Source organism: Citrobacter tructae (genome assembly GCF_004684345.1).
GTDB classification, from domain to species: Bacteria; Pseudomonadota; Gammaproteobacteria; order Enterobacterales; family Enterobacteriaceae; genus Citrobacter; species Citrobacter tructae.
On record NZ_CP038469.1, the window covers coordinates 3,789,879 to 3,801,938 of the forward strand.

The following is a 12,060-nucleotide window of genomic DNA, read 5'->3' on the forward strand; positions in this document are numbered from 1 at the left end:
GTGTAAAAAATGAAGACGTTCCCCTTGCAAAGCCTGACGCTTACAGAAGCGCAGCAGAAGCAGTTTGCGCTGGTGGATACGCTCTGTCGTCACTTCCCAGGTGCTGATTTTCTGGCTGGCGGCGATTTGGGACTGGTACCGGGGCTGAACCAGCCCCGGGTAACGCAGCGCGTGGAAAAAGTGTTGGCAGATGTCTTTCATGCCGAGGCGGCGGTTCTGGTTCAGGGCGCGGGTACCGGGGCTATTCGCGCTGGACTGGCGGCATTGCTTAAACCTGGTCAGAGGTTGTTGGTTCACGATGCGCCTGTTTATCCCACCACGCAGGTACTTATCGAGCAGATGGGGATCGTGCTGGTCAGGGCTGATTTCAACGATCTTTCGGCGATTAGGCGGGCTATCACAGTGCACCGCCCCGATGCTGCGCTGGTGCAACATACGCGCCAACAACCACAGGACAGCTATATTTTAGCCGAGGTGCTGGCGGAAATTACACGGTGTGACGTGCCGACGTTAACCGATGATAACTACGCGGTGATGAAAGTTGAGCATATTGGCTGTGAATGTGGGGCGACGCTGTCTACCTTTTCCTGTTTTAAACTCTTTGGCCCGGAAGGGGTTGGGGTAGTTGTTGGTAAGGCGGAAACTATCGCCAGAATTCGTGCGACCCTCTATTCCGGCGGCAGTCAGATTCAGGGTTCACTGGCGCTGGAGGCACTCCGCGGTCTGGTTTTCGCTCCGGTGATGCATGCGGTGCAGGCTGGCGTTTCTGAGCGCCTGCTGAGTCTGCTTGATAGCGGAGCGATACCCGAGGTGAAAAAAGTGGTTATCGCCAATGCCCAGTCGAAGGTGCTGATCGTTGAGTTTCACCAGCCAATTGCCGCCAGTGTGCTGGAAGAGGCACATAAGCGCGGCGCGCTACCGTATCCGGTAGGGGCGGAGTCGAAATATGAAATCCCGCCGCTGTTTTATCGTCTCTCCGGGACCTTCCGTGAAGCGAATCCGTTACTAGGTGATTACGCGATTCGTATTAATCCAAACCGTAGCGGAGAAGAAACCGTGCTGCGTATTTTGCGAGAAAGCGTAAGACAAAGTACGAGTGATAGAGAATGATATATCAAATGCAAAAAACCGGGAAATTCCCGGTTTTTTTGTATCGGCACAATCGATTCTATTATTGATTTGCCGCTGGACCGCAGCCACCAATAATTTTAGAAATTGAAATTGCTGGATGGAATAAATAATCGTAGCTACAGTTGTTTTTTGTGTTTTCGATATGACCAGTACATGCAGTCAGCGTTGCCAGAATCCCTGCAATAATGGTGATTTTTGCAAATTTAAACATGTCAAAATCCTTATTAGATATCTATTTTTAAATGGACGAAACCAATTTCTCGAATCCTAAGATATCAACTAATTAAAACTTTAAGTAGTCCGGATAAAGACATAATAATGTTTGTGTGAATTATATATTCAATGAATTAAAGTTTTATAGAATTAGTCTTGTTCTAATAATTAATGGACAGATTATTGCGGTGGATATATGGAGTGTGTTAATTTTTATTTTGTATTTATGTTTCTGCACTATAAATAAATGCCCTGAATATCAGGGCATTATCTGGGGCTCTGTTAATGATTCGAGAACCAGTTCAGCTTATCGCGTAGTCCAACCACGCGACCGACGATAATCAGCGCCGGACTTTCAACCTGTTGGGCCAGTTCACCGAGTTGCGTCAGTACGCCGTTGACAACGCGCTGTTTCACGGACGTCCCATTTTCTACCAGCGCAACCGGCATGTCTGCTGGCATGCCAAACTCGATCAGCTTTTGCTGGATGGTGGCCGCCTGATTCAGCCCCATATAGAACACCAGTGTCTGTTTTTCAGCCGCCAGGTTTTCCCAGTCCAGTTCTCCGCCGGTTTTCAGGTGCCCAGTCACCAGGCGTACGCTCTGGGCGTAATCACGATGGGTCAATGGAATACCTGAATAAGCAGAACAGCCGGAAGCTGCAGTAATGCCTGGCACCACAGAGAACGGGATACCTGCATGGCACAGGGTTTCCAGCTCTTCACCCCCGCGTCCAAAGATGAACGGGTCGCCGCCTTTCAGGCGCACCACGCGTTTACCCTGTTGCGCTTCGTTCAGCAGGATCTGGTTGATCTCCTCTTGCGGTACGCAGTGATAACCCGCGCGCTTACCCACGAAAATACGGTCTGCATCGCGGCGCACAAGATTCATGATGTCGTCAGAAACCAGACGGTCATACACCACGACATCGGCCTGCTGGATCTGTTGTAGCCCTTTCAGCGTCAGCAGTCCGGCATCACCTGGACCGGCGCCAACCAGTACCACTTCGCCACGATGATCCAGCGGTTCGCTGAGCATCTGCTCAGTGGTTTCTTCTACTGCTTGCCGATCGTTATTTGCCAGAGACTGCGCCAGACGATCGTTAACGAACAGTTTCTCCCAGAAGCGGCGACGCTCACCCATGCTGGCGAACTGCTTTTTCACCCGGGAACGTAACTGGCCTGCATACTGCGCGACCTGACCCAGATGCTGAGGCAGCATGGATTCGAGTCTTTCACGTAGCAGACGAGCCAGAACAGGCGAAGTACCGCCAGAGGAGACCGCCACCATCAGCGGCGAACGGTCAATAATGGAAGGCATGATGAAACTGGCCGCTTTTGGTGCATCGACCACGTTACAGAAGATACGGCGTGACTCAGCGGCGGTACTGACGCTTTGGTTGACGACATCGTCATCGGTGGCGGCAATAGCCAGCCAGCAGGTGTCGAGCAGAGCTTCATCAAACGGCCCTTCAACCAGCGTCAGCATGCCTTCATTTGCCCATACGGTGAACTGCGGAATAAACGCCAGCGCATTAACCGTTAAACGGGCGCCCGCTTCCAGCAGTAACCGCGCTTTGCGTTCTGCGACATCACCACCGCCGACGATCAGGCAGTCGCGGTCACGTAGTTGACAAAATATAGGCAAATGATCCACGACATTACCCCTTAATTATTGGTAGCAGCCTCAGGCTGGTTGATTTTTTGCGGAGCTGGGCGCTCCGATTTTGGCGTAGCATACCAATAACCCAACCCCATGAATACGACACCGGACAAAGTATTACCGAGTGTTACCCACAACAGATTGCGACCGATTCCGGTCAGGGTATAGGCATCGCTGTGATGGCCGAACCAGGAAAGGGCAAACAGCGTCATATTGGCAACGGAGTGCTCATAACCGGAAGCGATAAACGCCAGCAGGCACCACCAGATAGCGAGAAATTTCGCGGCACCTTCGGTACGAATTGCCATCCAGATTGCCAGGCAAACCAGCCAGTTACACAGCGCGCCTTTAAAGAAAAGTACGCTGGCAGGTGCAGTGGTTTTCGCCAGTGCAACCGTATGTACAATACTGGTATCGATCGGTAACAAGCTACCGCCACCCCAGCTGTACAGCAGGGCGACGAACACGGAACCAACCAGATTTCCCAGCCAGGTTTGCGGCAAAATTGCCCACATCTGACCATGGCTGATGGTGCCCGCTTTCACACCGAGCGTCAGGAACATGGTGTGCCCAGTGAACAGTTCCGATCCGGCAATAATTACCAGCGTCAATGCAATACCAAAGGTTGCACCCATCACCAGCGGACGCACGGACGGGTCAAGCAGATTACCGAGCGTGAAAATAAGGATGATGCCAAGGCCAACATAGGCCCCTGCCATAGCGGAGCTGACCCAGAACCCGAGCGGGTTATTAGCCGACAGGCGTGCGATGCGCGCAGCGTTAGCCGCACACTTATTAATAGTGTCTGTGAACATGTGTTGATTATCCTTTTCTCACTTAATCCTTTGCTCTGCCTCTTTGTTGGCTGTTCTGGCATTCCCCAGTCACTTTTGAGATTTGCTCAGTTGCCACCGCGATGCAGCACAAATGATTTTGTGATAACAATTAAAATGAAAAAAAATTCAAAAAAGGGGAGGCGTTGCGCCTCCCAAAAATGTGTTAACCGCGCAGTTGCACCGTGCCGTCTTTCACTCGCGCTTCGTAATGTTTCACGGAGAATTGTTCATCTTCCATGCACAAGCCGTCGCTTAAACGAAAGCGCTGTTTTTTCAGCGGACTGGCGACCCACAACTCGCCCTGATGCTCAGCAATCAGTCCACGAGAAAGCACGCTGGACTCAAAGAACGGATCGATGTTGCTGATCGCAAACACCTGATCGCTGTGATACGGGCGGAAAATAGCAACCTGCTCTGTACCTAACAGGGCGCAGACGCCTGTTGCAGGCAGAATGTCATCGATTTTGCAGATGTTTTTCCACTGGCTCATGCGTTTTCCTCCACCAGAGTGACCGGGATACGCTCATACGGCGTAGCCGGGCGATGTTGTTCACGTTCAGGCACAACCTGGACATTCGGGTCGCGTTGTTCGCTATTGATAAAGTGCTTGAAGCGAACCTGTGCAGACGGGGTGTTGACGGTTTCCGTCCACTCGCAGACCACTGCTTCACGCAGACGCGCCATCTCTTCTTCCAGATGTTCGTTCAGGCCCAATTTGTCGTCAATGATGACGGACTTCAGGTACTCGATACCGCCTTCCAGGTTATCTAACCACGGTGCGGTACGGGTCAGTTTGTCCGCAGTACGGATGTAGAACATCATAAAGCGGTCAAGGTATTTCATCAGTGTTTCACGGTCGAGATCCGCCGCCAGCAGATCGGCGTGGCGTGGTTTCATCCCGCCGTTACCGCAAACGTATAGGTTCCAGCCTTTTTCAGTGGCGATGATACCCACGTCTTTACCCTGGGCTTCAGCGCACTCTCGGGTACAACCAGAGACACCAAACTTCATTTTGTGCGGCGTACGAATGCCCTTGTAGCGGTTTTCCAACTCTACGCCGAAGCCTACGCTGTCGCCGACGCCATAACGGCACCAGGTGCTGCCTACGCAGGTTTTTGCCATACGCAGTGCTTTCGCATACGCATGACCGGTTTCGAAGCCCGCTTCAATCAGCTGACGCCAGATTTCCGGCAGGTCATCTTTTTGCGCGCCGAACAGGCCAATACGCTGAGAGCCGGTAATCTTGGTATACAGGTTGAATTCACGGGCGATACGGCCCACGGCAACCAGACCTTCCGGGGTGATTTCACCACCAGCAGAACGTGGAATGACGGAGTAAGTACCGTCTTTCTGGATGTTCGCCAGGAAGTTGTCGTTGGTATCCTGTAACGGCGTGTGCTGCGGCTTGAGGATGTATTCATTCCAGCAGGAGGCCAGCAGGGAACCGACGGTCGGTTTACATACTTCACAGCCGTAACCTTTACCGTGTTTTGCCAGCAGCTCTTCGAAGGTTTTAATGCCTTCCACGCGGATGAGATGGAACAGTTCCTGACGCGAGTACGGGAAGTGATCGCACAGGTTGTTGTTAACTTCGATGCCCTGTTTCGCCAGTTCCGCGTTCAAAACCTGAGTGACTAGCGGGATACAACCGCCGCAGCCGGTACCGGCTTTGGTTTCGGCTTTCAGGGCCGCAACGGTGTGGCAGCCTTTGTTGATAGCAGCGACCAGCATGCCTTTGGTGACGTCGAAGCAGGAACAAATTTGCGCGCTGTCCGGCAGTTTATCCACACCGATGGACGGTTTACCGCTGCCCGCGTGCGCTGGCAGGATCAGTGAATCCGGATTTTCCGGCAGTTCGATGGCGTTCAGTACCAGCTGTAGCAAGTTGCCGAAATCGCTGGTGTCACCCACCAGAACCGCGCCTAACAGCGTTTTGTTATCTTCGCTGACAATCAGGCGTTTGTAGACTTCTTTGCTTTCGTCGAGGTAAACGTAGCTACGGGCACCCGGCGTACGCGCATGTGCGTCGCCGATACCGCCAACATCCACACCCAGCAGCTTCAGCTTGGCGCTCAGATCCGCGCCTTCGAAGGCATTTTCGCTACCGAGAATATGGTCAACAGCGACCTGCGCCATTTTGTATCCCGGCGCAACCAGGCCATACACGCGGTCATTCCAGCTGGCGCATTCGCCGATGGCGTAGATATCCGGGTCAGAGGTCTGGCAGGCGTCGTTAATCACGATACCGCCGCGCTGCGCCACATCAAGGCCGCACTGGGTTGCCAGTTTATCGCGCGGGCGAATACCGGTGGAGAAGACAATGAAGTCCACTTCCAGTTCGCTGCCGTCGGCAAAGCGCATGGTTTTACGCGCTTCGTTGCCTTGCTGGACGATCTCTTTGGTGTTTTTGCTGGTGTGCACACGCACACCCATGCTTTCAATTTTGCGACGTAACTGCTCGCCACCCATATGGTCCAGCTGTTCAGCCATCAGCATTGGAGCGAATTCAATCACGTGGGTTTCAACGCCTAAGCTTTTCAGGGCACCTGCGGCTTCCAGACCCAGCAGGCCACCACCGACAACCGCGCCGCGCTTACTGCGACGAGCGCAAGACTCAATGGCGTTGAGGTCTTCAATGGTACGGTAAACGAAACAGTCCTGGGTTTCCGAACCTTTAATCGGCGGGATCCACGGGTAGGAACCGGTTGCCATGATCAGCTTATCGTAATAGACCGTACGACCAGCGCTGGAGTGGATCACCTTCTCCTGGCGGTTGATGGTAATCGCGCGTTCGCCGACTAATACCTTAACGCCGTGCTTCTCGTAGAAGCCTTCACGCACCAGCGACAGCTCTTCAGCGGTGTGGTGAGAGAAGTAAGAAGACAGGTGTACGCGGTCGTATGCTTTGCGGGGTTCTTCACAGAAGACGGTAATATCAAACTTGTCTGCCTCGGATTTATCAAGAAGATCCTCAATAAAGCGATGGCCGACCATACCATTACCGATAATAGCGAGTCTGACTTTGCTCATTTTTGCCTCGATTTCTTTTCTATTACTGCCTACCTTAACGATTCAGCAACCCCGCTTATTGATACAAATCAATTTCGCCCTTATATACTCCTTAAGAGGTATATAACTGATTTGTCAGCGTTTTTATAAGTCACGGAATTGACAGGCTTTTCATGTTTGTACAATTAGCGTACAAATTAAAGGGTTTTAGCGTGTGTAGGCCTACAAACTAAGGGGAAGGAAGGGGAATGATAAAATGCCGGATAAGACGGAGTCGTTATCCGGCATTCAGGTTTAATGCGCAGCCGGTGCGTTATGCTGGCGATGACGCGTGACAAACCCAAGGATAAAGCACATCACGAACACCACAGCATACAGTCCATTAGCGGTTTGTAATGCAGCCAGGGGGCCACTGTGGGCGACGATGGGGCCGGTAACCACAAAGGTCAACATGGTCCCAATGGTGCCGCAGGTCAGCACAAAGTTAACCAGCTTCGGTGAGGCCACTTTGGTTTGCTGGGAGCCGAGGGTGATAATGGTGGTATAAATTGCGCTGGAGAAGAAGCCCAGTGTCAGAATAAACCACGGCATATGCTCTGGCGTGCCGGTGATGAACAGATACATAAGCACAGTTGCCAGACCGGCCAGTACAGTCAGAATGCGCTGCAAATCAAAGAAGCGCAGGATAAAGCTAAACGCCCACATGCCGACCATGTAAGACATCCAGAAATCGCTGACCAGTTTACCTGCATCGTTCAGGCTCATGCCGAGGCTTTTGGCGTATTCTGGCACCCAGGAGATAAAACCAAGCTGACCGAGGATGTAGCACAGCGCGGCGATGGACAAAAACAGCACGCCAATGCCCCACTTCTCTTTCACCACCGGCGTTTCCGGCTGCTGCGCGTGTTTACCCAGCGCCGGGAACTCACAGCCAAAAGTCAGCAGGAAAATGGCGACGTACACCAGACCAATACAGGCGTAGACCCAGTACCATTCAATGCTGCGCGCCAGCAGGTACGCCGCAACCATCGGGAAAATCATACCGGCCATGCTGAAGAAGGAGTCGGTAAACAGCAGGCGGGAACCGCGCTGGCGACCTTCATACATCTGGGTGACCAGGAAAGTACCAATCGACATGGTGATACCGCTGACGACGCCCAGCACAAACATGGCGGCAGAGAACAGCGCCAGACTATGGCTGAGCATCAGTCCGGCGACTGCCAGCAGCATCAGGATAAAGCCAAAGCGCAGCTGCGTTTTCAACGGGACAATTTCCATCAGCCAGGCATTCAGAAAAATAGAGATCAGAATACCGGCATTCAGGAAGGTGAAAGTGTTACTCATACTGGAAACGGGCAAATGGAAATAGTCTGCGATGTTTCCCATCACCATCCCGGTGACAATTACCAACGCGCCGGTCAGGGCGTAGGAGAGAAAGCTAATCCATGTGAGCTTGATGCGATTGCTGTTAGTCATGACTGGCCTGTATAAGATACACATCGCGTTCTTCACGCTGCCTTCCGGCTTTTGCCGTGAGACATCATGAACACTTTTGTGTATATGGAAGTAAAGCGCATTGACAGCGCGATGAACGGGCGGATTTTAGGCGTTTTAGTGATGCATTTAAATGTTTATTGATGCGCGCCGTGAATGTTACATTTTTTAATGTGATCTAGATCACCAAGATTCATAATGCAGCTACATAGCACGTCGAGTTACATTTGTTTCAGATACGTAAAATTAAGTAAAGGGATGGCCTTGTCATGGAAGGCTCTTTAGAATCAATTCACTTGCTTCATTTCTGCTCTTGTTAAGGAATTCTCATGCTCAAATCGACTCTGGCGGCTGTTGCAGCTGTTCTCGCCCTTTCTGCCCTCTCTCCCGCAGCACTGGCAGCGAAAGGTGACCCCCGTGTTCTGCTGACAACCTCTGCCGGTAACATTGAGCTGGAGCTGAATAGCCAAAAAGCCCCGGTTTCAGTACAAAATTTTGTCGATTATGTAAACAATGGTTTCTATAACAACACCACGTTTCACCGTGTGATCCCGGGTTTTATGGTGCAGGGTGGCGGTTTTACCGAGCAGATGCAGCAGAAGAAGCCTAACCCGCCAATTAAAAATGAAGCCGATAACGGACTGCGCAATACCCGTGGCACCATTGCCATGGCACGGACAGCAGACAAAGACAGCGCGACCAGCCAGTTCTTTATTAACATTGCGGACAACGCTTTCCTCGATCACGGTCAGCGTGACTTCGGCTATGCCGTCTTTGGTAAAGTGGTGAAAGGGATGGATGTCGCGGATAAGATAGCCCAAGTTCCGACGCACGATGTGGGTCCTTACCAGAACGTCCCGTCCAAACCGATTGTTATCTTGTCTGCGAAAGTCCTGCCGTAATCGTATTTTTGCGCGGGCGGTTCCTGCCCGCGTTCTCTCCCTTCTCTGCGTAACCCAAAATTGCTGCTTATACTTGTGGCAAGTGCCGGCACATTCAGGGAGGTCACGTGAAAAAACTCACCGATAAACAAAAGTCCAGTCTCTGGGAACAACTGCGAAACGGCAATTTCCAGGCCAGCCGACGCCTGGAAGGCGTGGATATTCCACGGGTTACGTTGAGCGCTGAAGACGCCCTGGCGCGCCTTGAAGAATTGAGGAGGCACTATGAGCGATAAATTCGGTGATGGGCGCGATCCCTATTTGTATCCTGGCCTGAACGTAATGCGTAATCGTCTGGGGGTTCATCAGGCACAACGTCTGGCGCAGGCTGCCTACGAATTGACGGCGCTGCGTGCGGCGACGATTGGGCTGGGTCCGTACAAACGCGGTTTGCCACACCTGTGTGCTATCCATCGTCAACTCTATCAGGATATTTTTGACTGGGCGGGCCAGCTGCGCGAGGTTGATATTTATCAGGGTGATACCCGCTTCTGCCACTTTGCCTACATCGAGAAAGAGGGCAATGCGCTGATGCAGGATCTGGAAGACGAGTCCTGGCTATTTGGGCAGCCAAAGGATACGTTTATCGACCGACTCGCGCATTATTATTGCGAAATTAATGTCCTGCACCCGTTTCGTATTGGTAGTGGTTTGGCACAGCGTATTTTCTTCGAACAGTTAGCGATCCATGCCGGGTATATGCTCAGTTGGGATGGTATACCGGTCGAAGAGTGGAATCAGGCCAATCAGAGTGGTGCGATGGGCGACCTGTCGGCGTTGCGGGCGATATTTCTTAAAGTGGTAAGCGAAGCCCGAGAAACTGGGTAGAATAGCGCGGTTTTTCTGTACCGGAGCCGCAATGATCCTGCTTATCGATAACTACGATTCTTTTACCTGGAACCTGTATCAATATTTCTGCGAACTGGGCGCTGAGGTTCTTGTCAGGCGCAACGACGAGTTGACGCTGGCGCAAATCGACGCGCTGAGCCCGCAAAAAATCGTTATTTCCCCCGGCCCTTGTACGCCGGATGATGCCGGGATCTCGCTGGACGTTATTCGTCACTATGCGGGAAAAATCCCGATGCTGGGCGTCTGTTTGGGTCACCAGGCGATGGCGCAAGCATTTGGTGCCAGCGTGGTGCGAGCGGCGAAAGTGATGCACGGTAAGACCAGCCCAATTACGCATACCGGGCAGGGCGTTTTTCAGGGGCTGGCGAACCCGTTAACGGTGACACGCTACCACTCTCTGGTGGTTGCGCCAGAGACGCTGCCTGCCTGCTTTGAGGTAACGGCCTGGAGCGAGACTCAGGAAATTATGGGCATTCGTCACCGCGAGTGGGATCTGGAAGGTGTACAGTTTCACCCGGAAAGTATCCTCAGTGAGCAGGGGCATCAACTGCTGGCTAATTTCCTCAATCGATGATTTGTGGTTGCTATTCAGTGATTTTTTATTCATATTTTGTGATTATAATTTCACTAACATTTCTGCTTAATAGGGTGGCAATGACATGGCAACTGAACAAACTGCAATTACGCGCGCAACATTCGATGAAGTGATTCTGCCGATTTATGCACCGGCAGAGTTTATTCCGGTAAAAGGGAAAGGGAGTCGAGTCTGGGATCAACAGGGCAAAGAGTATGTTGATTTCGCGGGCGGCATTGCAGTTACAGCGTTAGGGCATTGCCATCCGGCACTGGTCGAGGCGTTGAAAACCCAGGGCGAAACCCTGTGGCACACCAGTAACGTTTTCACCAATGAACCCGCTCTGCGTTTAGGCCGCAAAATCATTGAAGCGACCTTCGCCGAGCGTGTGCTGTTCATGAACTCCGGCACCGAAGCCAACGAAACTGCCTTTAAGCTGGCGCGCCACTATGCCTGCGTGCGACATAGTCCGTTCAAAACCAAAATTATCGCCTTCCACAATGCGTTTCACGGCCGTTCGCTGTTTACCGTTTCCGTCGGCGGACAGCCGAAATATTCTGACGGCTTTGGCCCAAAACCGGCGGACATTATTCATGTGCCGTTTAACGATCTGCATGCGGTTAAAGCGGTGATGAACGATCACACCTGCGCGGTTGTCGTCGAACCGATTCAGGGCGAAGGTGGCGTCATGGCCGCAACACCGGAATTCCTACAGGGCCTGCGGGAGTTGTGCGATCAACATCAGTCATTGCTAGTATTTGATGAAGTGCAGTGCGGGATGGGGCGTACCGGCAATCTGTTTGCCTATATGCACTACGGCGTGACGCCGGACATTCTGACCAGCGCCAAAGCCCTCGGCGGCGGCTTCCCGGTGAGTGCCATGTTGACCACTCAGGAGATTGCTTCTGCGTTCCATGTTGGTTCGCACGGCTCGACCTACGGTGGTAATCCGCTGGCCTGCGCGGTTGCAGAGACGGCGTTTGACATCATCAACACGCCGGACGTGCTGGAAGGTATTCAGGCCAAACGTCAGGAATTTGTTGCGCATTTACAGAAAATCGATGCTCAGTATGACATTTTTAGCGATATTCGCGGCATGGGGCTGCTGATTGGCGCGGAGCTGAAGCCGCAGTTCAAAGGCCGGGCGCGCGATTTCCTCTACGCGGCTGCCCACGAAGGGGTGATGGTACTGAATGCCGGCCCGGACGTGATGCGTTTTGCGCCGTCGCTGGTGGTAGAGCAAGCGGATATCGATGAAGGGATGCAGCGCTTCGCGCAGGCGGTCGCGAAAGTGGTGGGTTGATCGCCTGTTTGCCGGAAAAGCACAGTTCAGCGGCGACATCCGGCAAAC

12 protein-coding genes are annotated in these 12,060 nt (G+C 52.5%); 6 read left to right on the top strand and 6 right to left on the bottom strand.

The window, feature by feature from the left end:
* Positions 1–9 precede the first annotated feature (9 nt).
* Positions 10–1,110: an aminotransferase class V-fold PLP-dependent enzyme gene (locus E4Z61_RS18740; protein ID WP_135324067.1), complete on the top strand. Its 1,101-nt coding sequence runs from the start codon at positions 10–12 to the stop codon at positions 1,108–1,110.
* Between the two features lie 61 nt (positions 1,111–1,171).
* Here E4Z61_RS18740 and E4Z61_RS18745 read toward each other — a convergent pair whose 3' ends face one another.
* The 6 genes from E4Z61_RS18745 to tsgA form a co-directional block, all read right to left on the bottom strand.
* Complete coding sequence (locus tag E4Z61_RS18745) at positions 1,172–1,342, bottom strand: YhfL family protein (protein ID WP_135324068.1); 171 nt, start codon at positions 1,340–1,342, stop codon at positions 1,172–1,174.
* 284 nt (positions 1,343–1,626) lie between these two features.
* Positions 1,627–3,000 (bottom strand): siroheme synthase CysG, encoded by a 1,374-nt coding sequence (gene cysG, locus E4Z61_RS18750; RefSeq protein WP_135324069.1) that lies wholly within the window; start codon positions 2,998–3,000, stop codon positions 1,627–1,629.
* Positions 3,001–3,011: 11 nt separating this feature from the next.
* The gene (gene nirC / locus E4Z61_RS18755) at positions 3,012–3,821 is read right to left on the bottom strand and encodes a nitrite transporter NirC (RefSeq protein ID WP_135324070.1); all 810 of its coding nucleotides are present in this window, start codon (positions 3,819–3,821) and stop codon (positions 3,012–3,014) included.
* A gap of 184 nt (positions 3,822–4,005) precedes the next feature.
* Positions 4,006–4,332 carry a nitrite reductase small subunit NirD gene (nirD, locus tag E4Z61_RS18760; protein WP_005121659.1) on the bottom strand — a complete coding sequence of 109 codons (327 nt, stop codon included), beginning with the start codon at positions 4,330–4,332 and terminating at the stop codon, positions 4,006–4,008.
* Positions 4,329–6,872: an NADPH-nitrite reductase large subunit gene (gene nirB, locus E4Z61_RS18765; protein WP_135324071.1), complete on the bottom strand. Its 2,544-nt coding sequence runs from the start codon at positions 6,870–6,872 to the stop codon at positions 4,329–4,331. Before nirB ends, nirD begins: the two co-directional genes overlap by 4 nt.
* 273 nt (positions 6,873–7,145) lie before the next feature.
* Entirely contained in the window at positions 7,146–8,327 is a 1,182-nt protein-coding gene (tsgA, locus tag E4Z61_RS18770) for an MFS transporter TsgA (protein WP_135324072.1), read from the bottom strand.
* A 347-nt stretch (positions 8,328–8,674) separates the two neighbouring features.
* On the opposite strand from tsgA, the gene ppiA reads away from it, so the two are divergent.
* The 5 genes from ppiA to argD all read left to right on the top strand — a co-directional run bounded on the left by ppiA (position 8,675) and on the right by argD (position 12,012).
* A complete protein-coding gene (gene ppiA / locus E4Z61_RS18775) occupies positions 8,675–9,247 on the top strand; it encodes a peptidylprolyl isomerase A (protein ID WP_135324073.1) in 573 nt (190 codons plus the stop codon).
* A 107-nt stretch (positions 9,248–9,354) separates the two neighbouring features.
* Positions 9,355–9,522 carry a YhfG family protein gene (locus E4Z61_RS18780; protein WP_096759296.1) on the top strand — a complete coding sequence of 56 codons (168 nt, stop codon included), beginning with the start codon at positions 9,355–9,357 and terminating at the stop codon, positions 9,520–9,522.
* Complete coding sequence (locus tag E4Z61_RS18785; protein WP_135324074.1) at positions 9,512–10,114, top strand: putative adenosine monophosphate-protein transferase Fic; 603 nt, start codon at positions 9,512–9,514, stop codon at positions 10,112–10,114. Before E4Z61_RS18780 ends, E4Z61_RS18785 begins: the two co-directional genes overlap by 11 nt.
* Before the next feature lie 31 nt (positions 10,115–10,145).
* Positions 10,146–10,709 carry an aminodeoxychorismate synthase component 2 gene (gene pabA, locus E4Z61_RS18790; protein WP_135324075.1) on the top strand — a complete coding sequence of 188 codons (564 nt, stop codon included), beginning with the start codon at positions 10,146–10,148 and terminating at the stop codon, positions 10,707–10,709.
* A gap of 85 nt (positions 10,710–10,794) precedes the next feature.
* Positions 10,795–12,012 carry a bifunctional acetylornithine/succinyldiaminopimelate transaminase gene (gene argD / locus E4Z61_RS18795; protein WP_135324076.1) on the top strand — a complete coding sequence of 406 codons (1,218 nt, stop codon included), beginning with the start codon at positions 10,795–10,797 and terminating at the stop codon, positions 12,010–12,012.
* Positions 12,013–12,060 lie beyond the last annotated feature (48 nt).

What these genes read in the sequence shown, in the direction of transcription:
- nirB (WP_135324071.1), bottom strand. Translation starts at nt 6,872, where the DNA reads ATGAGCAAAGTCAGACTCGCTATTATCGGTAATGGTATGGTCGGCCAT.
- argD (WP_135324076.1), top strand. Translation starts at nt 10,795, where the DNA reads ATGGCAACTGAACAAACTGCAATTACGCGCGCAACATTCGATGAAGTG.
- ppiA (WP_135324073.1), top strand. Translation starts at nt 8,675, where the DNA reads ATGCTCAAATCGACTCTGGCGGCTGTTGCAGCTGTTCTCGCCCTTTCT.
- E4Z61_RS18785 (WP_135324074.1), top strand. Translation starts at nt 9,512, where the DNA reads ATGAGCGATAAATTCGGTGATGGGCGCGATCCCTATTTGTATCCTGGC.
- nirC (WP_135324070.1), bottom strand. Translation starts at nt 3,821, where the DNA reads ATGTTCACAGACACTATTAATAAGTGTGCGGCTAACGCTGCGCGCATC.
- nirD (WP_005121659.1), bottom strand. Translation starts at nt 4,332, where the DNA reads ATGAGCCAGTGGAAAAACATCTGCAAAATCGATGACATTCTGCCTGCA.
- E4Z61_RS18740 (WP_135324067.1), top strand. Translation starts at nt 10, where the DNA reads ATGAAGACGTTCCCCTTGCAAAGCCTGACGCTTACAGAAGCGCAGCAG.
- E4Z61_RS18745 (WP_135324068.1), bottom strand. Translation starts at nt 1,342, where the DNA reads ATGTTTAAATTTGCAAAAATCACCATTATTGCAGGGATTCTGGCAACG.
- pabA (WP_135324075.1), top strand. Translation starts at nt 10,146, where the DNA reads ATGATCCTGCTTATCGATAACTACGATTCTTTTACCTGGAACCTGTAT.
- tsgA (WP_135324072.1), bottom strand. Translation starts at nt 8,327, where the DNA reads ATGACTAACAGCAATCGCATCAAGCTCACATGGATTAGCTTTCTCTCC.